21 protein-coding genes are annotated in these 23083 nt (G+C 70.2%); 6 read left to right on the top strand and 15 right to left on the bottom strand.

The genetic code is table 11. The features are described 5' to 3' along the window. The first annotated feature begins 216 nt into the window (after positions 1-216). Positions 217-1251, top strand: a complete 1035-nt coding sequence (locus tag C5F75_RS28615) for a helix-turn-helix transcriptional regulator (RefSeq protein ID WP_230951162.1) — start codon at positions 217-219, stop codon at positions 1249-1251. 35 nt (positions 1252-1286) lie between these two features. Here C5F75_RS28615 and C5F75_RS28620 read toward each other — a convergent pair whose 3' ends face one another. Beyond that, the gene (locus C5F75_RS28620; protein WP_081075293.1) at positions 1287-1481 is read right to left on the bottom strand and encodes a hypothetical protein; all 195 of its coding nucleotides are present in this window, start codon (positions 1479-1481) and stop codon (positions 1287-1289) included. A 545-nt stretch (positions 1482-2026) separates the two neighbouring features. Between C5F75_RS28620 and C5F75_RS28630 the strand changes: the two genes are divergently transcribed. The 5 genes from C5F75_RS28630 (at position 2027) to C5F75_RS28650 (ending at position 7854) form a co-directional block, all read left to right on the top strand. Beyond that, positions 2027-3013: a TRAP transporter substrate-binding protein gene (locus C5F75_RS28630; RefSeq protein ID WP_059579198.1), complete on the top strand. Its 987-nt coding sequence runs from the start codon at positions 2027-2029 to the stop codon at positions 3011-3013. Further along, entirely contained in the window at positions 3010-3582 is a 573-nt protein-coding gene (locus C5F75_RS28635) for a TRAP transporter small permease (protein WP_059579196.1), read from the top strand. The genes C5F75_RS28630 and C5F75_RS28635 overlap by 4 nt, the downstream gene beginning before the upstream one ends. A gap of 4 nt (positions 3583-3586) precedes the next feature. After that, entirely contained in the window at positions 3587-4939 is a 1353-nt protein-coding gene (locus C5F75_RS28640) for a TRAP transporter large permease (protein WP_059579193.1), read from the top strand. A gap of 94 nt (positions 4940-5033) precedes the next feature. After that, positions 5034-6125, top strand: a complete 1092-nt coding sequence (locus C5F75_RS28645) for a lactonase family protein (protein ID WP_059579190.1) — start codon at positions 5034-5036, stop codon at positions 6123-6125. Between the two features lie 169 nt (positions 6126-6294). Next, positions 6295-7854: a methyl-accepting chemotaxis protein gene (locus C5F75_RS28650; RefSeq protein WP_089465932.1), complete on the top strand. Its 1560-nt coding sequence runs from the start codon at positions 6295-6297 to the stop codon at positions 7852-7854. A 154-nt stretch (positions 7855-8008) separates the two neighbouring features. On the opposite strand, the gene C5F75_RS28655 is transcribed toward C5F75_RS28650, so the two are convergent. Genes C5F75_RS28655 through C5F75_RS28720 form a run of 14 tightly spaced genes read right to left on the bottom strand, consistent with a single transcriptional unit; the run spans position 8009 to position 23082 of the window. After that, positions 8009-8260, bottom strand: a complete 252-nt coding sequence (locus C5F75_RS28655; RefSeq protein WP_059579186.1) for a hypothetical protein — start codon at positions 8258-8260, stop codon at positions 8009-8011. Positions 8261-8292: 32 nt separating this feature from the next. Further along, positions 8293-9711, bottom strand: coding sequence for an FAD-binding oxidoreductase (locus C5F75_RS28660; protein WP_104013105.1), 1419 nt, complete (start codon positions 9709-9711; stop codon positions 8293-8295). Positions 9712-9713: 2 nt separating this feature from the next. Then, positions 9714-10256 (bottom strand): permease, encoded by a 543-nt coding sequence (locus tag C5F75_RS28665; RefSeq protein WP_104013106.1) that lies wholly within the window; start codon positions 10254-10256, stop codon positions 9714-9716. Between the two features lie 37 nt (positions 10257-10293). Then, a complete protein-coding gene (locus C5F75_RS28670) occupies positions 10294-11373 on the bottom strand; it encodes an ABC transporter permease (protein ID WP_060009074.1) in 1080 nt (359 codons plus the stop codon). Next, a complete protein-coding gene (locus C5F75_RS28675) occupies positions 11366-12379 on the bottom strand; it encodes an ATP-binding cassette domain-containing protein (protein WP_059579610.1) in 1014 nt (337 codons plus the stop codon). Before C5F75_RS28675 ends, C5F75_RS28670 begins: the two co-directional genes overlap by 8 nt. Before the next feature lie 11 nt (positions 12380-12390). After that, positions 12391-13464 (bottom strand): TauD/TfdA family dioxygenase, encoded by a 1074-nt coding sequence (locus C5F75_RS28680; RefSeq protein WP_059579174.1) that lies wholly within the window; start codon positions 13462-13464, stop codon positions 12391-12393. A gap of 3 nt (positions 13465-13467) precedes the next feature. After that, entirely contained in the window at positions 13468-14130 is a 663-nt protein-coding gene (locus C5F75_RS28685) for a class I SAM-dependent methyltransferase (RefSeq protein WP_059579171.1), read from the bottom strand. 28 nt (positions 14131-14158) lie between these two features. Further along, positions 14159-15403 carry a citrate/2-methylcitrate synthase gene (locus tag C5F75_RS28690; RefSeq protein WP_104013107.1) on the bottom strand — a complete coding sequence of 415 codons (1245 nt, stop codon included), beginning with the start codon at positions 15401-15403 and terminating at the stop codon, positions 14159-14161. A 1-nt stretch (position 15404) separates the two neighbouring features. Next, on the bottom strand, positions 15405-17252 hold the full coding sequence (locus C5F75_RS28695; RefSeq protein WP_059579165.1) for an acyl-CoA dehydrogenase: 1848 nt from the start codon (positions 17250-17252) through the stop codon (positions 15405-15407). Next, positions 17252-18346, bottom strand: a complete 1095-nt coding sequence (locus C5F75_RS28700; RefSeq protein ID WP_059579162.1) for a hypothetical protein — start codon at positions 18344-18346, stop codon at positions 17252-17254. The genes C5F75_RS28695 and C5F75_RS28700 overlap by 1 nt, the downstream gene beginning before the upstream one ends. After that, positions 18343-19926, bottom strand: coding sequence for an acyl-CoA ligase (AMP-forming), exosortase A system-associated (locus C5F75_RS28705; protein WP_099318232.1), 1584 nt, complete (start codon positions 19924-19926; stop codon positions 18343-18345). Before C5F75_RS28705 ends, C5F75_RS28700 begins: the two co-directional genes overlap by 4 nt. Positions 19927-19942: 16 nt before the next feature. Beyond that, a complete protein-coding gene (locus C5F75_RS28710; RefSeq protein WP_099318231.1) occupies positions 19943-21118 on the bottom strand; it encodes a PLP-dependent decarboxylase in 1176 nt (391 codons plus the stop codon). Further along, positions 21108-22097 carry a beta-ketoacyl-[acyl-carrier-protein] synthase family protein gene (locus C5F75_RS28715; protein ID WP_059579154.1) on the bottom strand — a complete coding sequence of 330 codons (990 nt, stop codon included), beginning with the start codon at positions 22095-22097 and terminating at the stop codon, positions 21108-21110. The genes C5F75_RS28710 and C5F75_RS28715 overlap by 11 nt, the downstream gene beginning before the upstream one ends. Before the next feature lies 1 nt (position 22098). Continuing rightward, on the bottom strand, positions 22099-23082 hold the full coding sequence (locus C5F75_RS28720) for a ferritin-like domain-containing protein (RefSeq protein WP_059579151.1): 984 nt from the start codon (positions 23080-23082) through the stop codon (positions 22099-22101). Position 23083: the final 1 nt, after the last annotated feature.

A 23083-nucleotide genomic window follows, 5' to 3' on the forward strand; every position in this document is an offset into this window, starting at 1 on the left:
ATTTTTGCGCCCTGTCGAAAAATAACGATTTCGTTTGACAAGAAGCAGTAACCAGCGTGGTATTTCGACCAAACCCGCATCGCCGATTTGAACAATCAGACCGATTGAGTAAGATGCGCGAACGGCGTTCGACATAAACGCACGGCGCGGGGTGGTCAGATGCAGACGAACGGGTTGATTCCATCGGCATGGATCGATGACGTCTACGCCGCGGCGTTGGGCGATCAACGATGGGAAGCGGTGCTGGACGGGCTGCGTTTGTCGGTCGGCGTACGCATGGCGACGCTGCTGTCGTTCGACGATGCGGCGCGGGTGCCCGCGATCGAGCGGGCGGCCGGCGACGATTCGTCATGGGTGGCCGCGTGCCATCGCAGCTACAACACCGAGTTCTACCTGTACGACCCGGTCGTGCCGGTTGCCGCCGACTGGCCGGCAGGGCGCTGGTTCGAGGACGTCAAGCACCTGTCGGTGCGGCAGCGCACACATGGCGTGTTCTATCGGGAATTCCTGCAACCGTTCGGGCTCGGCAGCATCTCGGGCCTGTACATCCACCGCGGCGAGGGTGCCGGCGCGTTCCTCAGCGTACAGAGCGGGCCCGACGCGCAGGGCCTGTCCGACGACCAGCGCCGCACCATCGAAATCATGGGCGCGCACATCAGCCGCGCGCTGCGGATCCACGCACGCATCGGCGAGCTCGAGGCGCGCGTGGCCGCCGCGGAATCGGCGCTCGACGCGGTGCCGGTGCCGGTGTTCCTGCTCGGCGCGCGACGCGAGTTGCGTTATACGAACCGCGCGGCCGATCAGCTGATCGCCGCGGAACCGGCGCTGCGGATCGTGAACGGGCGCTTCGCGCCGGAAGGCTGCGTCGACGATGCGCAATGGCGACATGCGTTCGCGCGCGGCGGGCTGTTGCTGCGGCGCGCGACGGGCGAGCCGCTGCCGCTCGCGCTGATTCCCGTTCCCGAACAGTCGCGCCTCGCGCGTGAGCGGCCCGGCGTCGCGGCGCTGATGACGGCCGCCGACCTGCGCTCGCCGGCGGCGCGCGCGCAGCGCTTGCGGGTGTTCTACGGGCTGTCGTCGGCCGAGGCCGATCTCGCCGTGCTGCTGTGCTGCGACGGACGCTCGCCGCAGGAGTGCGCGGCGCTGCGCGGCGTGTCGATCGGCACGGTCCGCGCGCAGATCAAGTCGATCTACACGAAAACCGACGTGGCCCGCGCCGCGCAACTGACGTCGCTGGTCATGCAGACCTGAGCGACCGATGCGCGCCGGCGCGGCCGCGTCGGGCTCTATCCGCCGCCGATTCCCTGAAGTATCTTGCCGGTCCCGCCGCAGACGGTGCACGGCTGGCCTTCCACCCGGCCGGTGCCGCGGCACACGCGGCACGTGTCCTCGCCGACGCCCGGCGCGTCCGCCGGGCCTTCGTCGCCGGCGTCCGGCGGGATAGCCGGGTCGGGTATCGCTGATGGCTTCGTGGTCGACATCACAGGCTCCTTTCGCGTGGCACGCTGTCCGGGCGAGCATCGCGCGTACCTGCCTGCCGGGCCGCGCGCGACGGCGACGGATCGCTCGCGTGTCATAGCGCCGCTCCGGCGTCGATCCCGTACGGATTCGGCCGATCCATTCCAGGTGGCCCCACGAGCGTCGCGCTGCACCAAGCACGCCGGCCGGATCGATCGAACGCGGCGCGTGATCAGTCATCCTATGACATTGGAAACGAAGCGAAAGAAGGCCGTCGGATGCGGGGAAGCTGCGGCGCAGGCGTCCGACCGCCTGCTGATGGGCTCCCGGAAAACGTTTCTCGAAACAATTGAGATACTGGGAATACAGTTCCCCGATTTCTGCAAAAGACCCGTGATGGTAAAGGTTATAGGGGTATGCACCGAGTGAGTTAAACGATTAACCGACGTACATTCGCTCAACACATCATACGACGTATGACTCCGCGGTCCGACGAAGCGCCCCGGCGACGCAGGTGCGTGCCGACGGATCGCCGCACAACAACGATCGACCATCAAGGAGACTCACCATGAAGCACCGATTCACCGGCTCCCGTACCGCCCTGGCCGTTGCGCTGATGACCGGCTTCGCGATGTCCGCGCACGCGCGCGTGTTCCGCTCGGCGGACGTGCACGGCGACAACTTCCCGACCAACATGGCCGTGAAGTTCATGGGCGAGGCATTGTCGAAGCAGACGGGCGGCAAGGATTCGATCAAGGTGTTCGGCAACAGCGCGCTCGGTTCGGAGAAGGACACGGTCGACCAGGTGCGGATCGGCGCGATCGACATGGCGCGCGTGAACGGCGCGTCGTTCAACGAGATCGTGCCGGAATCGCTGATCCCGTCGTTTCCGTTCCTGTTCCGCGACGTCGACCATTTCCGCAAGGCGATGTACGGCCCGGCCGGCCAGAAGATCCTCGACGCGTTCACCGCGAAGGGGATGATCGCGCTGACGTTCTACGAGAGCGGCGCGCGCTCGATCTACGCGAAGCGCCCGGTGCGCACGCCGGCCGACATGAAGGGGCTGAAGGTGCGCGTGCAACCGTCCGACCTGATGGTCGACGAGATCAAGGCGATGGGCGGCACGCCGACGCCGATGCCATTCGCCGAGGTGTACACGGGGCTGAAGACGGGCCTCGTCGACGCGGCGGAAAACAACCTGCCGTCGTACGAGGAAACCAAGCACTACGAAGTGGCGCCCGATTACTCGGAGACGCAGCACGCGATGACGCCCGAAGTGCTCGTGTTCTCGAAGAAAGTCTGGGACACGCTGTCGCCGCAGGAGCAGGCGGCGATCAGGAAGGCGGCGGCCGATTCGGTACCGTACTACCAGAAGCTGTGGACCGCGCGCGAGGCGTCCGCGCAGCAACTGGTGACGAAAGGCGGCGCGAAGATCCTGCCGGCCGCGCAGGTCGACCGCGCGGCGTTCGTGAAGGCGATGCAGCCGCTGTGGACGAAGTATGAGAAGACGCCGCAGATGAAGCAGATCGTCGACGAGATCGAGGCCACCAAGTGACGCGTCGCACTTCCCTGAACGGCGCGGCGGCAGCGGGCTCGCCGGCCGCCGCCCCGGACGGCGCGGGGCCCGCGCGGCCGCACGCCGCGCCGCTGTTGCGCTGCGTGAACGACGTGCTGTTCCGCGTGCTGGCGGGAATCGCGTCGGCGTGTCTCGCGGTGCTCACGGTGCTGGTGTTCTACGCGGTCGTGATGCGCTACGTGTTCGACAACGCGCCGGATTTCGTCGAGCCGATCGCGCTGTTGCTCGTGATCGTGATCGCGATGTTCGGCGCGGCGATGAAGGTGCGCGACGGCGGGCATATCGGCCTCGATTCGCTGGTGCGCCGGCTGTCGCCGAAGGCGCGCACGGTCGTCATCGCGATTCAGCACCTGAGCCTGATCGCGTTCGCGATCATGATCGTGATCGGCTGCGGCAGCATGGCCGCCGAGACGATGGGCGACCGCATCCCGATCATCGGGCTGCCCGAAGGCGTGCGCTACCTGATCACGATGCCCGCGGCGGTTGCGATCATCCTCTTCTCGCTCGAGCACCTGCTCGCGCTTCGTCGTTCTTCGTCGGGACAATAACGCCATGGAACTCGCGATCCTGTCCGTCAGTTTTCTGATTTTTCTCGTCCTCGGCGTGCCCGTGTCGTTCGCGCTCGGCATTGCGTGCGTACTGACCTACATGGTCGAAGGCCTGCCGATCGCGACCGCGATGCAGGCGATGATCTCGGGGATGAACGCGTTCTCGTTCCTCGCGGTGCCGTTCTTCATCTTCTCCGGCGAACTGATGCTGCACGGCGGCATCGCGGACCGGATCCTGCGCTTCGCGCAGGCGACCGTCGGCCACTTCCGCGGCGGCCTCGGGATGGCGAACGTCGTCGCGTGCACGCTGTTCGGCGGCGTGTCGGGCTCGCCGACCGCCGATACGTCGGCGATGGGCGGCGTGGTGATTCCGCTGATGAAGCGCGAAGGCTACAGCGCCGCGTACGCGGTCAACGTGACGACGCATGCGTCGCTCGCCGGCGCGCTGATGCCGACGTCGACCAACATGATCATCTACGCGTTCGCCGCGCAGGGCATCACCGGGATGCTGCACGGCCAGCCTGTGAGCGGCGTGTCGATCGGCGACCTGCTGTTCTCGGGCCTGTTGCCGGTGTTGTGGGTGATGGGCTTCGTGCTCGCCGCCGCATACTGGCAGGCCGTGCGTCACGGCTATCCGCGCCGCGAGGACGGCTCGTCCGCGCTGCCGCGGTTTCCCGGCTGGTATGCGGTGCTGCGCAGCTTCGTCGGCGCGGTGCCCGGGCTGATGGTGATCGCGATCATTCTCGTGTGCGTCGCGAAGGGCATCGCCACCGCGACCGAAGCGGCCGCGATCGCCGTGGTCTACTCGCTCGTGCTGACCGCGGTGGTCTACCGCACGCTGACGGCCGAGAAGCTGCGCCGCGCGCTGTCGCATGCGGCGCGCACGACGGGCGTCGTGCTGCTGCTGATCGCGGTGTCCAACATGCTGCGCTTCCAGATGTCGTACCTGGAGATTCCGGATGCGATCGAAGGGCTGCTGAAGCAGTCGACCGCCGCGCCCTGGCTGATGCTGCTGTACATCAACATCATCCAGGTGTTCCTCGGCACGTTCGTCGACATGGCCGCGCACATCCTGATCACGACGCCGCTGTTCCTGCCGATCGCGATGGCGTGCGGGGTCGGGCCGGTGCAGTTCGGCATCATGCTGCTGCTGAACTGCTCGCTCGGCCTCGTGCACCCGCCGATCGGCTCGGTGCAGTTCGTCGGCTGCGCGATCGGCAACGTGTCGATCGGCGAGACCACGAAGATGGCGTGGCCGTACTACCTCGCGATCTTCAGCGCGATCAATATCGTCACGTACATGCCGTTCTTCTCGACGTGGCTGCCGAGCGTGATCAGCGGGCACGCCGTGTTCTGATCGCACGCTTCGCCCGTCGCGGCGCCGGACGACCGAGGGTGTCCGGCGCCGCGGTCGCATCCACGGTTCACTTTCTTCACTTCACGTCACTTCCATGAAAACGACTCTCCTGCGGCGCGCCGTGGCGGCGGCCGCGTTGACGATGGTGGCTTCGTTGGCACACGCGGCGACGTATGCGTACGTGTCGAACAGCGACAGCCGCGACATCTCGGTGTTCGGCGTCGATACGGCGACCGGTGCGCTGACCGCGATCGAAACCGTGCCGGTCGGCGGCGCCGTGATGCCGATGGCGCTGTCGCCCGATCATCGGCGCCTGTACGCGGCATTGCGTTCGACGCCGTATCGCGTCGTCAGCTTCGCGATCAATCCGCTCGACGGGCGGCTGAGCGAGCTGGGCCGCGCGCCGCTCGCGGACAGCATGGCGTACGTGTCGACCGATGCGTCGGGCCGTTACCTGTTCTCGGCGTCGTATGGCGGCAACCTGCTCGCGGTGAACCGGATCGGCGCGGACGGCGTGGCCGGCGACGTGCAGCAGACGGTGAAGACCGGCCCGATGGCGCATGCGATCCGCCCGTCGCCGGACGGCCGCTATGCGTTCGCGTCGGTGCTCGGCGCCGACGCGTGGCTGCGCTTGCCGTTCGATGCGTCGACCGGCACGCTGACCGACACGGGCGAGCCTGCGTATCGGCTGCCGGAGAAATCCGGTCCACGCCATTTCGTGTTCTCGTCGAACGGGCGGTTCGCCTACCTGATCGACGAACTCGACGGCAAGCTGCACGTGCTCGCGCTGTCGCACGGCGGCGCCGATGCGCGGGCGATCCAGACCGTGTCGATCCTGCCGCCCGATTTTCACGGCGACAAGCCGTGGGGCGCCGACCTGCATCTGACGCCGGACGGGCGCTTCCTGTACGCATCGGAGCGCACGTCGAGCACGCTCGCCGCGTATCGCGTCGATGCGAAGTCGGGCACGCTCGCGCGGATCGGCACGTTCGCGACCGAACCGCAGCCGCGCGGCTTTGCGATCGATCCGTCGGGCAGGTATCTGCTCGCGGCCGGGCAACTGTCGCCGACGTTGGCCGTGTACCGAATCGATCGCGTTACCGGGCATCTCGACGCAATCGGCAAGTATCCGGTCGGCAAGGGCGCAAACTGGGTCGAGATCGTCACGTACGACGGGACGAACTGATTCGGTGTGCGGCGCAACGGGCGGCATCGATCGCGTGCCGCCCGTTTCGCGAACGGAATGCAACCGCACTCGCACACTCGCCCGCGCCGCGAACTACCGGTCGATCGACTCAAGTTGGAGCAGCCGCCGTCGTTAACCGATAAGGGATAACTTCGGGAGTCGATTCGCCATGCGTGATCTGAAAGTGAAAAGCAGTCTGCTTGCCGTGCTCGCCGCGTTCGCCGCGATGATCGTCGTCGGCGGCATCGTCGGGATCGTCGCGCTCGGCAGCGCGAACACGAACGCGAAGCGCCTGCACGAAATCGCGACGCAGACGTCGCTCGTCAACGACGCTTACAAGGACAGCACGCGTACCCGCTCGGCGCTCGTCCGTGCGTATTCGGCGCTGAAGGAGCACGACGATCCGGCGCAGCGCGACTCGGCGCTGCAAAGCGCGCAACGCACGTTCGATCTTTCCGCGAAGGAAACGCAGGCGTTCAAGGATGCCGCACCGGTCGGCAACCTCGGCGCGGACCTGAAGCAGGCGCTCGTCGAGTCGTCGACACATCTCGCGAGCGTGCTCGCGCGTGCGGCCGACGCGCTACGCAACGGCGACACCACCGCGTATGCGGCGATCAACGACAAGGAGATCACGCTCGCCGGTCAGGTGTATTCGGCGAACGTCGAGAAATTCCAGCGCATCGCCAACCAGCTCGCGCAAGACTCGATCGACGCCGACAACGCCGCCTATACGCGCATCATCGCGATGGTCGGGATCGGCGTCGCGCTGGCGCTCGCGCTGATCGTCACGACGCACTTCGCGCTGCGCGCGATCGTGTCGCGGCCGCTCGCGAACGCGGCCGCGCTGCTCGACCGCATCGCGTCGAACGACCTGACCGTGACGGTGCCCGATGCCGGCCGAAACGAAATCGGCCAGCTGTTCGCGGCGATGAAGCGGATGCAGGCGGGGCTCGCGGCGACCGTCACCGGCATGCGCGACAGCAGCGATGCGATCCATACGGCCGCACGCGAGATCGCGGCCGGCAACCTCGACCTGTCGAGCCGTACCGAGCAGCAGTCGGCGTCGCTCGAGGAAACGGCCGCGAGCATGGAGCAGTTGACGTCGACGGTGCGCCAGAACGCGGACAATGCGCAGCAGGCGAGCACGCTCGCGGCAAGCGCGGCGGACCTCGCGCAGCACGGCGGCGAACTGGTCGGCCGCGCGGTCGACATGATGGGTGTGATCAACGCGAGCTCGCAGAAGATCGCGGAGATCACCGGGATGATCGACGGGATCGCCTTCCAGACCAATATCCTCGCGCTCAACGCGGCGGTCGAATCGGCTCGCGCGGGCGAACACGGGCGCGGCTTCGCGGTCGTCGCGGGCGAGGTGCGCACGCTGGCGCAACGCAGCGCGAGCGCCGCGCGGGAGATCCGGCAGTTGATCGGCGCGTCGATCGACGACGTGCGCGACGGCAACGCGCTCGTGACGCAGGCAGGGCGAGCGATGGACGAGATCGTGTCGTCGGTGCGACGCGTGGCGACGATCATGACCGAGATCACGACGGCCACCGTCGAGCAGAGCGCGGGCATCGACCAGGTCGGCCAGGCCGTCACGCAGATGGATCAGATGACGCAGCAGAACGCGGCGCTGGTCGAACAGGCCAGTGCCGCCGCGACGGCGCTTGAGCAGCAGGCCGGGTCGATGCAGGTCGCGATGTCGGTCTTCCGGGTGGCGCGGGCGGGGTGAGCCGCCTGCCGACGCGGCCGTGTTCGGCGCACCGCGTGAAGCGGTGTGGGTCATCGGCATCGGCGCCGGTAGCAGCAGTCCCGCTTGTATCGACATCGACGACGACCGCGTGCGGCCGCTCGTCACGACCGCACGGAGCGACGCGAACGCTCACCTAACCCGGTGGTGCATCGCGCTCGGCATCGCCGTCCGATGCGTCATCGCCCGACCGATCGTTGCGCCAGTGCGCAAGCTCGCGCCACAGCGCCGGCCGCGCATGGTCACGCGGCGGCAATTCAATGACATACGCGACGCCACGTACGTTGACCACCGCACCCGAGTCGGGCAGCGCGGGAATGCCCGCGGACGACGGATCGTCGTCCGGCTCGGCGGCGACGGTTGGGCAGGGCGGGCATGGCGACATCATGCGAATTCTCCGTGGGGTGTCGAAGCGGTGCATCAGTAACGGACCCGCCCGACCAGGCCGAGCGGGTCGATCGCGTGCTGGACGGCGCCGGCGAGTTGCCGTTGCGCGGCCGGCACGTGCTTGCGGTAGTACGCGATATTGACCGGCCCGACGCCATGCTCGGCGCTGAAGCAGCCGCCTGCCTGCATGACGCGGTCGTACAGCGCGCCGCGCAGCGCCACCTGCTGCAGCGGCCCGTAGCGATGCGCGTCCGCATGCGGGATCGACACGACGAGATGGCAGCCGCCGTCGCCGAAATGGCCGAATGCATGACAGCGCAGCGACGGATGCGCGGCGGCGAGCCACCGCTCGGCGTCGGCGACGAATCCGGCCAGCGCGCCGCGCGGAAACGACACGTCGAACGACAGCGGCACGCCGTCCTGCGCGACCGCGGCCGGCAGCGCGTCGCGAATCCGCCAGAACCGTTCCGCCGGCGCGCACGCCGCGTCCAGCACCGCGCGATCGCTTGCGAGCGCGTCGAGCGTCGCGACGGCGCGCTCCTCCAGCAGCGCATCGAGGCCCGGCATGCCGGTCGCGATCTCGACGAGCGCGTAGCAGGCAGCCGTGCCGGCCTCGAACGGCGCGCGCAATGCGGGAAACGCGGCGGCGACGCAACCGACCGCCGCCGCCGACATGAATTCGAACGCCGACAGCATCTCGCCGAATGCGCGTTCGAACGCGAGCAGGCCGGCGAGCGCCGCGTCGTACGACGCGAACGCGACGAACACCGCGCACGACGACCGTTCGAGCGGCGCGAGCGCGAACGACACGGCGGTGACGAGCCCGTTCGCGCCATTCGCGCCGATGAAGCATTGCGCGACGTCGAAGCCCGCGTTGCGCTTGCGCAGCGGCGCGAGCGCGTCGATCACGGTGCCGGCTTCATCCGCCAGCACGACTTCGACGCCGAGCACGTGACGGCGCACGTCGCCGTACTTGATCAGGCGGCTGCCGCCCGCGTTCGCGCCGACGAGGCCGCCGGCCGCCGGATCGCTGCCGAGATCGATCGGCACGCAGAGCCCGGCGTCGCCCGCGACGCGATTGATGTCGGACAGCCGCACGCCGGCCTCGACCGTGATGCTGCGGTTGGCCGGATCGAACGCGCGAACGGCGCGCATCCGCTCGAACGACACCACGCATTGCGTGCCGCTGCGATCGGGCACGGCCGCGCCGACGAGGCCCGTGCGCGCACCTTGGGCGACGAGCGCGATCCGGTGCGCGACGGCGGCGCGAACGAGCGCGCGCACGTCGACGGTCGATGCCGGCCGCGCGACGCCGAGCGGCACGCCGCCGTGATGCATGACGTCGGTCGCATACGGCTCGCATGCGGCGCCTTCGAGCCAGCCGTCGCCGAGCGCCGCGGCGAGCGCGTGCCGCGGCGCGGCGTGTGCCGCGTGTGCGGGCAGCGCGTTCATCGTCAGCTTGCCCGCGTGAGCTGCTTGCGCAGCCGGCCGCGTACGACGACCAGCGCGATCAGCGGCACGACGCCGCCCCACAGCGGGCTGTGGCGCATCGCGATCGACACCGCGAGCGCGACGACGGTGACGGCGAGCAGCACGAGCGACAGCGAACGCGCCCGCGCGCGATCGACGAGCGTGCCGTCGACGAACCCGCCGTCCGACCACGCGGTATGCACGATGCCGACCACCAGCACGCAGACGAGCATCGCGGCCGGCCCGAGTTCCTCGCCCCACAGACGGCTACCTGTCGGCGAGACCAGCGCGAGCACCGCGCCGATCACGAGGAACAGGTCGACGCCGAGCGCGATGCTGTTGCGCTCCGCGCGGCGCATCAGCCACGCGCCGTGCACGAGCGCGAGCACGCCGCCGATCAGGAACGCGTGGGTCCAGCGCAGGTCCGGCTGTTCGGGGCCGAGCCGGCCGTAGAACAGGAACACGATCGCCGGCAGGAAGTTGCTCGCGTGCAGCAGGTAGCCGGTTATGGGATGGGTCGATTTCATCTGTGTCTCTCCTTCGTCGAAACAGCGGGGCGACGCGTCACGCGTCGTGCCACCGGAACAGCCGCGCGGCGGCGAACAGGAACAGCGCGGTGCACGCGGTCATGCCGAGCAGTTGCGGCGCGAGCTGCGCGTACGGCGCGCCGTCGACCAGCGCGCCGCGCAGCGCGACCGCGAACTGGTTGGTCGGCAGGAACGCGAGCCCGGCCTTCAGCCACGCGGGCGCGTCGTGCATCGGGATCGTCAGGTCGCTGAAGAACAGCAGCGGGTAGTAGGTGACGTTGCACGCGAGCTCGGCGGCCGCGAGCGAGCGTGTGCGGCTGGCGAGCAGCACGCCGATGCTCAGCACCATCGCCGCGCCGAGCAGCACGATCGGCAACGCGCGCAGCCCGTCCGGCGTCGCGATCGGCAGCGCGATGCCGAACGCGACGCGCGCGACCGTCAGCAGCACGAGCGCCGACAGCGCCATCATCGCCATCCGCGCGACGATCAGCGCGGCGAGGAACACGCCGCGCGACACCGGGAAGCACACGTACAGCTTGAACGTATTGCGCTCGCGCAGCGCGGCGATCGCGGTGGTCGTCGAGTTCAGGCCGATCGCCATGAACGCCATCACCAGGATGCCGGTCGCGAAGAACGCGCCGTAGTCGAACGGGCGGCGCGTGGGCGCCGCGTTCTCGAAGCGCGCCTGCGCGGCCGGCAGCCCAAGCCGCTGCGCGGCGCAGCGCGCGAGCGCGATCTCGACGACTCTCGATGCCGCCTTGACCGCGAGCGAGCCGTTGAAGTCGTAGCGGATCGTCGCCGGCGCGCGCTCGTCGGCGCCGAGCACGACGGTCACGCGCTCGGCCGGCGCGCCGTGGCCGCCGAAGGTTGCCTTCACCGTGTCGCTGTGCGACAGGCTGGCGACGATCTGCGCCTGGCACGCCTGGTTGTACGGCGTCGCGCCGCCGGGCAACTCGAACGCGATGTCGGCCGTGCCGAGCGAACCGGAGCCGCCGAACGCGAACAGCATCACGCTCAGCAGGAACACGGGGAACACGAGCGTCCAGAACAGCGACGAGCGGCTGCGCAGATAGCCGAGCAGCTCGTTGCGCACGAGGATCAGGAACACCTTAGTCATGGCTCGGGCCCTCGGTGCACAGGCGCAGCAGGTCGCCCGGCGTGCTCGGCGCGAGCGCGAGATGCTGGATGCCCCGTTCGCCGACGATCCGGTGCACGTTCGGATGCAGCGTCGCATCGCCGAACGCCTCGACCACGTGCGCGGCCGACACGCGCACGCCGGTCACGCCGGGCAGTGCCGCGAGCCGCTTGCGCAGCGCGCGCGCATCGGCTTCGTCGCGGCAATGCAGGACCGCGCGCGCATCGCCGACGAGCTCGGCGCGCAGCGTGTCCTGGTCGCCCTGATAGCGCACGCCGCCGTCGCGCACCCACACGAGATCGTCGACCACGCTCAGTTCTTCCTCGGAATGGCAGATCATCGCGATGCTCGTGCCGCTTGCGCGGTGGCGCAGCAGGTCGATCACGACGCCCGCGTAGCGGCGGTCGAGGCCCGTGAACGGTTCGTCGAGCACGGCCAGCTCGGGCCGATGCGCGAGCGCGACGTAGAGGTCCACGCGCTGGCGCTGCCCCTTCGACAGCGCGCGGCACGGCTTGTCGAGCAGTTCGGCGATGCCGAGCGCGTCGGCGATCGCCGCATCGGTGTGCGCGTACATCGCGCGGTGCAGCGCGACGATCTCCGACACGCGCAGGTGATCGGGATACTCGACCTTCTGCAATTGCGCGCCGATCCGCTGCAGCGAGCGCGAATCGCGCATGAAGCGTTCGGCCGGCACGTCGAGCACGCGCACGTCGCTGCCGCCGCGCCGGAAGCCGAGCAGCGTTTCGAGCAGCGTGGTCTTGCCGGAGCCGTTCGGCCCGACGATCGCGGTGATCGCGCCGAGCCGGAACCGCACGTGGCGCGCGGAGAAGCGGAAATCGCCGGCCGCGACGTCGATCGCGCGCGCGCCGAGCGCCGCGCCCGGCGCATGCGCGTCGGGCAGCGGCGGCGTGCCCGCGCGCCGCGGCCGGTCGAACGCGGCGGGCGGGCCGAACATCGCGCGCACGGACGCAAGAAACGAAACGCTCATCGTCGGCATCCTCAGTCGAACAGCATGACCTGCGTGTCGCGCACGCCGCGGTATGGGTTGCGGCCGTGCGCGACCAGCATGTTGTCGACGACGAGCACGTCGCCGGCCTGCCACGGGAACGCCCGTTCCTCTTCGTCGAGCGCGTCGTAGATCGCCACCAGATCGTCGAACGGCATCGGCGAGCCGTCGCCGTAGCGAATCTCGTACGGAAACGCGGCGCGCGTGCCGTACATGCGCTGCAGGTAGCGATAGCTGAGCGCGCCCATCGAGCGCGGGTTCGGGTGCTGCGCGCTCGCCTGGTTGAACCACACCGTCTCGCCGGTGCGCGGATGCGTGCGCAGCGCGCTGCCGACGTGCGACACGGTCACGCTGCCGTCGTCGAGCCAGCGGCAGCCGACGCCGCGTTCCGCGCACAGCCGTTCCACTTCGTCGCGCGCCGTCGTGCCGAATGCGTCGTCCCACGGACGGTGGTACGCGGCGAACGGCAGGTTCGGATTGGCGGCGAGGCCGTCCGCGCGGTCGCCCGGCGCCGCGAAATTGCGCAGGTACATCACGCCGCGTTCCGCGAACCGCGTGCGCAGCGCGGCCGGCACGCGCGCGGTCACGCGGCGCATGTCGCAGATCGGCGTTTCGCCGCCGGCGTCGGCCGGCTGCCGGCAGTAGAACGCGACGAGGCGCGGGAATGCGGGCATGTAGGCCATCTCCTGGTGCAGCCCGATCTTGAACGGCGGCGGCATGCGGGTCGACTCGTAGACCTGGCCGTCGATCTGCCGGCGCGGCGCGGCGCCGGCCGTGTAGCCGTTCGCGTGTGCGGGGTAGAGCGCGCCGAGGCGGCCGAACGCGGCGGTGTCGGGTACCGCGAAGCCGCGCCACAGCAGCGCGCCGCACGCATCGAGCAGCGTGTCGATCGTGTCGAGCCGCGAGCGGTACCACGCGACGAACGTCTCCGGCGACGTCGCGAGTTCGGCGCTGCGCGGGCTCACGCACAGCGGCAGCGTCGCGCCGGGCGCGACCGGCGCGCAGTGCACGTCGTCGGCGCCGAGCCGCACGGCGGCATGTGCGGCGAGGAAGGCGAGATCGGTCATCGCTCAGGCCAGCGCCGGTTTCTTCAGCAGGATTTCGAAGCCGAGCGCGCCGAGCCCCGCGCTCGGGCTGTAGATCGACGCAACCTGCGTCAGACCGGCTTCGGCCACCAGCGCATGCGCCTCGTCGAGCGTGATCTTTTCCTCGACGTGGGTCGGCGGATAGTCGGCGGCCGCGCGCATCTCGGTGAAGCGGTCGAGCAGGTGCTGCGGCGCGTCGCGGCGCATGTCGTGCACGAGCGCGATGCCGCCCGGCTCCAGCACGCGGTACATCTCGGTGAGGCTCAACGCCTTGTCGGGCAGATGGTGCAGCGTCGCGCGGCCGACCGCCATCGTCAGCGTGCCGGCGTCGAACGGCAGCGCGAGCGCGTCGCCGACGCGCATCTCGATCGTGTCGTCGAGCCCGAGTTCGCGAATGCGCGGGCGGCCTTCGTCGAGCATTGCCGGATCGAGGTCGATGCCGACGTAGCGCCAGCCGCGCATCGCCGGATCGGTCGCGAGCCGCACCGGCACGACGCCGGTGGCCGTGCCGATGTCGGCGATCGTGCCGGGCGTCATCCCGCGCGCGAGCTGGCGGATGCGGCTGATGAACAGCAGGTCCCACGGTTCGAGCGTTTCGGTGGCGAAGCGATCGTAGTCGTTCGCCGGGCGCAGGTTCTTGAGCAGCATGACGTTCCTTGTGCGAAAGGGTGAGGGTTCACAGCCAGCCGACCGGCACGGCGGCCAGCAGCCGTCGCGCGGTCGCGCTGTTGACGCCGAACGCCGGGCGGCGGCGCCGTTCCACCGCATGCGCGGCCATCGCCGCGATGCGCGCGCCGAGCCCGACGCCGACGCCCCACGACGGCGCGGCGACGCCGAGTTCGAGCAGCGTCGCGGCGGTCAGGAAATCGATGTTCGGCCGCAGCGCGCGGCGCGCGTCGGCCTGCGCGCAGCACGCGTCGAACAGCGTCACGTAGCCGCCGCCGAAGCCGCAGGCCGCGAACCGGCCGCGCATGTGCGGCGGACGCGGATCGGCGACGAACAGCGGATGGCCGAAGCCGTACAGCGTGCGTTTCGCGTCGAGCGCCGCGTCGATCGCCGCGCGCCCGGCTGCGTCGAGCGCCGCCGACGGTGCGCCGGCGCCGCCGGGCACCGATCGCGCGAGCGCCGCGAGCCACTGCATCGCTTCGAGCGCGGCGCCGACGTGCGACGGCCCGCTCGCGAGGAAGCCGGACGCGATCGCCTGCGTCAGCGTGACGCCGGTGCCGATCGCGACGCGCGGCGCGAGCACGGTCGGCGTGATGTAGCCGAAGCCGGCGTGCCACGCGACGAGCAGCATGTCCATCGCGGCTTGCGCCGGCGCGTCGTGGCGCGTCGCGCCGGTCAGCGCGAGCATGCGTTGCGCTTGCGTCCGCGCGGCATCGAGCGCCGTGCCGCCGCCGGCGCGCGGGCCGGCGGCGAACGGCCGGCCCTCGATCGCCGCGTGCAGCAGGAACGGCGCGGCGGCCGCGCACAGCAGCATCGTGTCGAGATCGGCGTCGTCCGGCGCCGGGCCGCGCATGCGTTCGAGCACGTCGTCGAGGCCGCGCAGCAGGCCGGACGCGGCCGCGAACACCGGCGCGACGCCCGCCGCACCGAGGTCGGCTGAAACCGACTGGGCGACCGAGCCGGGCGCCAGCGCGTCGGCGAACGCCGCGAGCCGCGCGGCGATCGCGGCCTCGTGCGCGCGATGGTCGGCGCGGCCGGGCGCGACGTCGAACCACAGATGCGCGAGCGCGCCTTCGAACGTCGTCGCGCCGATCAGCGCGTTCAGGTCGAGATCGCGCACGCGCAGCGCTTCGGGGTCGAGCGTCGCGCCGTCGATGTCGGTGCCGCGATGGCGCGTCGTCGGGCGGCCGAGCACGTTGCGCGGCGCATCGGCGGTCGGGGCGGCGGGGATGCCGGAATCGAATGTCGTGTCCATGTCATTCCGCCGCGGCGAGTTCGTCGCTGCTGACGCTGATCGCCGCGTGCGCCATCGCGGCGATCACGGCCGCGTGCTGGTCGACGACGGGCAGCACGTTCGCGAAGTAGTAGCGCGCGCTTTTCAGCTTGCCGCGATAGAACGCGAGCTCGGCCGGCATGTCGGCCGTTTCCGGCGCATCGAGCCGGCGCGCGGCGATCGTCGCCGATTCGAGCAGCACCCACGCCGACGTGACCACGCCGAACATCTCCAGAAAGCGCGTGTAGAACTGGCTGCTGCGATGCGTGTGGCCGTCCTGCACGTCGCGCGCGATGTCGTCGAGCGCGGCGGCGATCCGGTCGGCGCCCGCGCGCAGCGCGTCGAACAGCGGCCGCAGCTCCGCTTGCGTGCCGGCGTGATGCTGCTGGGCGAGGAATGCGTCGAGTTCGTCGCGGTAGTACTGGATCAGCCGCGAATGGCGGCCGAAGCCGAGCTTGTCGCGCACGAGGTCCTGCGCCTGGATGTAGTTCGTGCCTTCCCAGATCGACAGGATCTTCACGTCGCGCGCATTCTGCTCGACGGGGCTCGCGTCGGTATAGCCGAGCCCGCCATGCACCTGGATCGCGGTCTCGCAGATGCGCCATGCCTGGTCGGAGATGAACGCCTTGCAGATCGGCGTCAGCAGCAGTTGCAGCTTGCGATGGCGCTCGATTTCGGCCGGGTCGGCGTCGGGCGTCGCTTCGAGCATCGCCGCGCGCGTCGCGGTCGCGGCGAGCTTGCCGAGCAGGCCGCGGCAACCGTCGACGCGGCTTTTCATGTCGACCAGCATGCGCTGCACGTCCGCATGCTCGACGATCGCGACGCGCGCGGCGTTCGTGTTCGACGCGCGCTCGATCGGCCGCCCCTGCAGCCGGCGGCCCGCATACTCGACCGCGTGCAGGTACGCGCTCGACGCGACGCCGACGCCGAACATCCCGGTGCTCATCCGCGCCTGGTTCATCAGCGGCATCAACTGCAGCAGGCCGACGTTGCGCCGGCCGCCGAGCAGCCAGCCTTTCGTCGTGCCGTTCGCGCCGAACACGAGATGCGTGTTCGCGCAGCCCTTGAGCCCCATCTTGCGCGGCAGGCCGATGCAGTCGACATGGTTCGGCCGCAGCTCGCCGGTCTCTTCGTCCGGCCAGAAGCGCGGCACGACGAGGCACGACAGCGAGAATGAATCCGGCGATGCGGTATCGATGCGCCCGAGCACGAAATACAGCGTGTTTTCCGTCAGCTCGTGCATGCCGGCCGAGATGTAGACCTTCTCGCCGTCGATCGCGTAGATATCGCGTTCGAGCGGCGTCGCGCGCAGCGCGACCGCGGTGAGGTCGGTGCCGGCCTGCGGTTCGGTCGCGCAGAAGCACGCGTCCCAGCGGTACGCTTCGAGCGGCGCGATCAGCGCCTTCTGATGCGGCGTGCCGTGCATCTGCAGCAGCTTGACCGCGGGGCGCGTGAAGCCGCCGTACGTCATGAACGACGGATTCGCGCCCATGAACATCTCGTAGATCATCTGCGTGACGATCGGCGGCAGCCCGTGCGCGGTGCCGAACAGCGTGTTCGACCACTCGTCGCGAAACCGCGCCCACAGCGCGTGGAAATGCGAAGGAATCCGTACCTGGCCGTCGTCGAGCAGCGTGCAGCCCTCGACGTCCGCCTGCTGGTAGCTGCGCCCGAGGTCGAGCGCGAAGTCGCGCGCGCGTTCGAGCAGCGCGTCGACGGACGCACGATCGTGCGCGCTGTACGGCCCGTGTTCGAGAAAGTGCCGATCGGCCTCGAACAGTTCCCACAGAAAGAAGCGCAACTCGCGCAGGCTGACTTTGTATGCGCTCATCATGCGTCTCCTTCGATATCGAGCGCGGCGTCGAGGCCGCCGGCCAGATCGACGACGGCCGCCGCCGCCGCGCCATGCAGCGCCGCGTCCCATACGAGCACCGTGCGGCGTTCGCCTTCATCGAGCGCGCCCGCGAGCCGGATCAGCGCGGCGGCCGATTCGGCCGACGACAGATGGCCGGCCCCGTCGTGCTGGATGCGCGCGCCGACCGGGATCGACGCGGCGTCGGCCACGCGCGCCGCGAAGCCGGGATCGAAGCCGGGCGGCACGCACCAGTCGATCTGGTTCGCGCGCAGGTTGGCCTGGTCGAGCGCGCGGCGGATCGCGCGGGCGGCGACCGGCGCGAGCGTGTCGCGCAGCGCGGCCGGCGCATCGGCCCACGGATCGGCGACCGATGGCCCGAACTCCATCGCGACGGCGCGCACGCCACCCCACGCGGCCGGTTCCGGCGCCGGCCCCGCGCGCGACACGAGCAGCGCGGCGGCCGCGTCGCCGTAACCGACCAGATCGCCGAACTGGCGGAAGAACGGGTAGAGCCACTTGTCGCTGAGGATCACGAGCGCCTGGTCGCCTTCGTCGAGCAGTAGCCCGTCGAGCAGCATCAGCGCCGAATACCAGCCGAGCGTGCCGTTCTGGCCGAGCGCGAACGGCGTCACGCGCTGGAGCCCGAGTTCGTACTGCATGCGGCCGACGACCGAGTCGCCGATGCCTTCGTTGAGCGCGCAACTGGCGACGATCAGATGCGTCGTGCGCGCGAGCGCGCCGGAGCCGAGCTGGTCGCGCAGGTCGAGCGCCGCATCGGCGGCGAGATCGGCGAGGCTGCGCCCCGGCGGCGCGACGCGCAGCGCGGGCCGGCCGCCCGGCGCGAGGCGCGTGCCTTCGTCGGGCGTCAGTGCGCCCATGCCGCGCGGCCGCGCGAAGCGCGCCTGCGGCAGCAGCAGGTGCCGGTAGCCGGGATGGCGCTCCTGTGCCTGGATCGCGCTGAACACGACGGCGGGCGGCAGCACCACGACGCCGCCGGACAACGCGAGCATGCCGGGCGCGGCGACGCGCGGCGCGCCGACACAGGGTTCATCGAGCGTCGACGGGGTCATGCGGCGGTCTCCTCGAGGTTCGGGCGCGCGAACGCGTCGCGATACTGCGCTTTCAGCGCCGGTCGGTCGATCTTGCCGTTCGGGTTGCGCGGCAACGCCGGCAGCGGCTCGACGACGAGCGGGTTCATGTAGGTGGGCAACGCGTCGCGGCACGCGCGGGCGATGTCGATGCGGCACGCGTCGGCGTCGAGCGTCGACACGACGCACGCGGCGATCGCCTCGCCGAGCGCCGGATGCGGAACGCTGAATACCGCGGCCTCGCGGATGTGCGGCAGCGCGAACAGCACGTCCTCGACCTCGGTGGGGCTCACGCGATAGCCGGACGTCTTGATCATGTCGTCGCCGCGCGCGACGAAGTACAGGTAGCCGTCCGCGTCGCGCCGCACGATGTCGCCGGACCATACGGCGACGTCCGGGCGCGGGATTTCGCCGTGCCGGCGCGGCAGCGGGCGAAAGCGCTGCGCGGTCAGCTCGGGCCGGTTCCAGTAGCCGAGCGTGACGAATGCGCCGCGATGCACGAGTTCGCCGGGCTCGTCGGCCGCGCATTCGCTGCCGTCCGCGCGCAGCACGAGGATTTCCGCGTTCGGCACGGCCTTGCCGATCGACGTCGGGCGCAGCGCCGCATCCGCGGGCGGCAGGTAGGTCGAGCGGAATGCTTCGGTCAGCCCGTACATCAGGTACGGCGACGCGTGCGTGAACAGCGCCTGCAGACGGTGCAGCAGCGGCGTCGCGAGATGGCCGCCGGTGTTCGCGAAGCGGCGGATCCGCGTGCGCGCGGCGTCGCTCCAGCCCGCCGATGCGAGCTGCATCCACAGCGGCGGCACGCCGGTGATCGACGTGACGCCGAACGCGTCGCAATGGCGCGGCACTTCGGCCGGCTGCAGGAAGTCGAGCGGCGTGTAGCACGCGCCGGACGCCAGCGCGGTCGTCAGCTGGCTCAGGCCCGCATCGAAGCTGAGCGGCAGCACGCCGAGCACGACGTCGTCGTCGGCGAGCTGCTGGTATGCGGCGACGCTGAACGCGCCCGACACCAGGTTGCGGTGCGATACGACGACGCCTTTCGGCTTGCCGGTCGAGCCGGACGTGTAGAGCAGCGCGGCCGGATCGTCGTCGACCGGGCGGCCGGCGGGGGCGGCTGCCGACGCCGGCGTGTCGGTGCCGGGTGAATCGATCGCATCGGCCAGTTCCTCGATCAGCAGCGTGCGCGTGCCGACGAGCGCGGCGAGCGCCGGCAGGCGCTTGAGCCGCTGCGCGCCGGTCACGAACAGCGCGGCGCCGCTGTCGGCGACGATGTGTTCGATCTGCGCTTCCTTCAACTGCGGGTTGACCGGCACGAAGATCGCGCCCAGCGCGTTGGCCGCGAGCATCGCGACCACGGTTTCGATGCGCTTCGGCGCATAGATCGCGACGCGCTCGCCCGGCTGCACGCCGCGCGCCGCGAGTACGGCGGCGGCGCGCCGGACCGCGCGGGCGAGCTGGTCGTACGTCAGCGTGCCGCCGCCGTCGGCATACGCCGGACGATGCGGCCAGCGCGCGGCGCCATGTTCGAGCAGGTCGGCGATGCTGATCAATGCGTTCATGATCGGCTCCTCTGGTTCAGGCAGGCCGCACGTACACGTGCGCGGCTTCGTGGGACAGGAAATGCGCCATCGAGTACGTGCGGTGATACGCGCCGCAGCGTGCGAACACCGCGATGTCGCCGACTTGCGGCGGCGCGCCCGTGTCGTCGCGGCCGATCACGTCCGCGCGGCTGCAGGTGCTGCCGACGTAGAGCGTCGGCACACCGCGCGACGGCGGCGCGGGCGCGCGGCGCACGAGCGACGGCGCGGCCAGGCGGCGCATCACCGATTCGGTCTGCGCGAGCAGGAACGCATGGGACAGCCCGCCGTCGCAGACGGCGATCGTGCGGTCCTGCCACGCCTTCACCGCGACGACGCGCGTCGCGAACACGCCCGCATCGGCGAAGATCGCGCGGCCGGATTCATGGGCGAGCGAATACTGGCCGGCCAGCGGCGCGAGCGCGGCGGCATAGCGCTCGAACGCGGCATCGCCCGGATGATCGTCGGCGAAGCCGCCGCCGAGGCTCAACGAGCCGAGCGGCGCGCCGTTGGCCGGCGCGAGATCGCGGGCGAGCGCCGCGAGCAGTTCGGGCAGCACGAGCGTGTCGGGCTGCGCCGGGTCCTGGCGGATGAACGAATGCGGGCCGGAGAACACGTGCAGCCCGGCCACGGGCAAGCCGGCGGCCGCGAGCGTGCGCACCGCGTCGTGCGCCTCGTTCGGCGTCATCCCGAAGTGGTCGTGCCACTGCGCCCGCGCATGAACGCCGGCCAGCGCGCCGGCGTTCACGCGCAGCAGCACGGCGCCCGGCGTGCTGCCGCCGGCCGCCGCTTCGCGCGCGAGCGGCACGAAACGCGCGACCGCGTCCGGGTTGTCGAGCACGAAATGGCAGCGCGACGCGAGCCCCGCACGCATGAACATCTCGTCCATCGACGGATTGTTCAGGTAGCGCGGCGTCCTGATCCGGCCGATTACCGCATCGAGTTCGCCGCGGCTCGCGAGTTCGACGCCGTCCTCGTACGCATGCGCGCAGCGCGCGAGCATGTCCTGGTTCGGGTTCGCCTTCAGCGACACGATCAGCCGCGTGCCGAGCCGCGCCTTCAGCGACCGGTAGCGCGCGATCGCGACCTCCGGCTCGTACACGTAGCACGGCGTACGCAGGTCGGCGATCCACGCGTGATCGGCGGCGGGCGGAAGCGGGCGTTCAGGCGTCATGGCGGCCCACCGGATGAAGTGTGGCGGCCGCATACGCGCCGCAGTTCGACTGCATCACGCCGAGCACGCGCTTGCCGTGCGCGAGCGCATCGAGCCCGACGTCGGCCAGGTTGATCGGGAAATCCGAACAGCACGCGTGGCCGCGCGCATGGATGTTGTCCGCATAGAGCCGCTCGGCCGGCACGCGCATCGCGCGGCATAGCGCGTTCCAGCCGGGCAGGTCGGCGTTGTGCGGCAGCACGAGGTCGTACGCGTCGAGCGCATGCGGCTCGAGCGCGACGGCCGCGTCGATCGCACGGCGCGTGTACGGCCACTCCATCATGATCAGGTCGGCCTCGTTCGCGGCGACCGTGTCCGACCCGCGATGCCATTTCGCGTGCGTTTCGATCGCGATGCCGCCGAGCCGGTTCTTCGTGCTGTTGCGCGCGATCAGCATCGCGGCCGCGCCGTCGCACTGCACGCCCGTCATCTGCCGCATCCGGTAGTCCTCGCCGTACACGCGGTCGGACGACACGACGAGCGCCGCGTCGAGCCGCGGATGGCGGCGCATCAGCGCGCGCACGGTTTCGATGCCGGCCGCGACCGACACGCAGTTCAGTTGCGCGACGGAGCCGAGCCACAGCGGCTCGATGCCGAACTGCGCGGCCACTTCGTGCGGCAGGCTGCGCGGCGCCGGCGGCACGCTGAATTGCTGCGTATGCACGTGCACGATCGCGCCGACGTCGGACGGATGCACGCGCGCGGTGTCGAGCAGCCGGCCGACCGCCGCGATCGCGAGATCGGTCTCGCTCGTGTCGAGCGCCATGTGGAAATAGCGGCTGCCCGACTGCGCGATCGCGGCCGCCCGCTGGGCCGGATAGTCGCGCTCGGCGGCCCAGGCCTCGATGTCGACGGGCGGGCCCGGCAGCTCGTAGGCCACCGCGTCGATGCCGATCCAGAAGCCGGCGTCGCGGGATGCGTGGGAAGAGGGCATCGTCATGTCAGTTGAGCGGCATCGCCGCGTAGTCGAGGACGTCGAGCTTTTCGAAGGTCGCCTGCACGGTCGGCGTGAGCAGGCCCATTTCGCGGATCGTCGGCACGAGGCGCCGGAAGATCGAGCGGCGGATCGAGCTCGACACCGGCGATTCGCGCACCATCGCGCTGCATTCGCGCTTGGACAGCCCCATCGGTTCCCAGATGTCGTCCGCGCACAGGTGTTCGTACAGCACGGCCGCGCCTTCGCAGATGAACTCCTCGCGTTCGCGCAGTTCGTGCGAACTCATTTCCGCGTACACGCGGCACAGCGTGATCCGGCCGACCGCGAAGTGGCGCGCTTCGTCGCGCTGGATCCGCAGGAACAAGTCCTTGATGAACGGGTCGGTGCTGTACGCGACGACGCTCTGGAAGATCGACAGCGCGATGCCTTCGACGAGCACCTGCATCCCGAGGTTCGTCATGTCGAGCGCGCTGCTCGTGATCGTGTCGTGCAGCAGCCCCTTCAGCGAGCGGCTCATCGGGTAGCTGACGTCGAGCTTCTCGTTGACGAGCTTCGCGTACGCCTCGACGTGGCGTGCTTCGTCCATCATCTGCGCGGCCGCGCACAGCCGCGCGCTCAGGCCGCTCTCGGCCGACGCGAGCTTCGACGCGCAGATCAGCGCGGCCTGCTCGCCGTGCAGGATCTGCGACAGCAGCCAGCCCTGCGCGTGATGGCGCACCTCGCGCTTGTCGGCGTCGGCGAGCTTGCCCCACAGCTCGGTGCCGTAGATCAGGAGCGTCGGGTCGGGCATGCCGAGCGGGTTGGCCGGATCGAGGTCGTGGCGCCAGTCGACGTCGGTCGCGACGTCCCACTGCGCGGCCTTCGCCTTCTCGTACAGCCGGTTCAGCGCCTCTTCGCGCAGCGCGTAGTCGTTCGACATCAGCGCGTCGACGGGCATCGACCAGCGGATATCGGCCGTGTCCTGCATCACGGTAAGCGTGTCATTCATG

It is taken from the genome of Burkholderia anthinoferrum (genome assembly GCF_002925705.1).
GTDB classification, from domain to species: Bacteria; Pseudomonadota; Gammaproteobacteria; order Burkholderiales; family Burkholderiaceae; genus Burkholderia; species Burkholderia semiarida.

Coding starts and splice junctions, on each gene's coding strand:
- C5F75_RS28720 (WP_059579151.1), bottom strand. CDS start 23,082: ATGAATGACACGCTTACCGTGATGCAGGACACGGCCGATATCCGCTGG.
- C5F75_RS28645 (WP_059579190.1), top strand. CDS start 5,034: ATGAAAACGACTCTCCTGCGGCGCGCCGTGGCGGCGGCCGCGTTGACG.
- C5F75_RS28715 (WP_059579154.1), bottom strand. CDS start 22,097: ATGACGATGCCCTCTTCCCACGCATCCCGCGACGCCGGCTTCTGGATC.
- C5F75_RS28670 (WP_060009074.1), bottom strand. CDS start 11,373: ATGACTAAGGTGTTCCTGATCCTCGTGCGCAACGAGCTGCTCGGCTAT.
- C5F75_RS28680 (WP_059579174.1), bottom strand. CDS start 13,464: ATGACCGATCTCGCCTTCCTCGCCGCACATGCCGCCGTGCGGCTCGGC.
- C5F75_RS28710 (WP_099318231.1), bottom strand. CDS start 21,118: ATGACGCCTGAACGCCCGCTTCCGCCCGCCGCCGATCACGCGTGGATC.
- C5F75_RS28655 (WP_059579186.1), bottom strand. CDS start 8,260: ATGATGTCGCCATGCCCGCCCTGCCCAACCGTCGCCGCCGAGCCGGAC.
- C5F75_RS28665 (WP_104013106.1), bottom strand. CDS start 10,256: ATGAAATCGACCCATCCCATAACCGGCTACCTGCTGCACGCGAGCAAC.
- C5F75_RS28620 (WP_081075293.1), bottom strand. CDS start 1,481: ATGTCGACCACGAAGCCATCAGCGATACCCGACCCGGCTATCCCGCCG.
- C5F75_RS28660 (WP_104013105.1), bottom strand. CDS start 9,711: ATGAACGCGCTGCCCGCACACGCGGCACACGCCGCGCCGCGGCACGCG.
- C5F75_RS28675 (WP_059579610.1), bottom strand. CDS start 12,379: ATGAGCGTTTCGTTTCTTGCGTCCGTGCGCGCGATGTTCGGCCCGCCC.
- C5F75_RS28630 (WP_059579198.1), top strand. CDS start 2,027: ATGAAGCACCGATTCACCGGCTCCCGTACCGCCCTGGCCGTTGCGCTG.
- C5F75_RS28650 (WP_089465932.1), top strand. CDS start 6,295: ATGCGTGATCTGAAAGTGAAAAGCAGTCTGCTTGCCGTGCTCGCCGCG.
- C5F75_RS28640 (WP_059579193.1), top strand. CDS start 3,587: ATGGAACTCGCGATCCTGTCCGTCAGTTTTCTGATTTTTCTCGTCCTC.
- C5F75_RS28700 (WP_059579162.1), bottom strand. CDS start 18,346: ATGACCCCGTCGACGCTCGATGAACCCTGTGTCGGCGCGCCGCGCGTC.
- C5F75_RS28695 (WP_059579165.1), bottom strand. CDS start 17,252: ATGAGCGCATACAAAGTCAGCCTGCGCGAGTTGCGCTTCTTTCTGTGG.
- C5F75_RS28690 (WP_104013107.1), bottom strand. CDS start 15,403: ATGGACACGACATTCGATTCCGGCATCCCCGCCGCCCCGACCGCCGAT.
- C5F75_RS28705 (WP_099318232.1), bottom strand. CDS start 19,926: ATGAACGCATTGATCAGCATCGCCGACCTGCTCGAACATGGCGCCGCG.
- C5F75_RS28685 (WP_059579171.1), bottom strand. CDS start 14,130: ATGCTGCTCAAGAACCTGCGCCCGGCGAACGACTACGATCGCTTCGCC.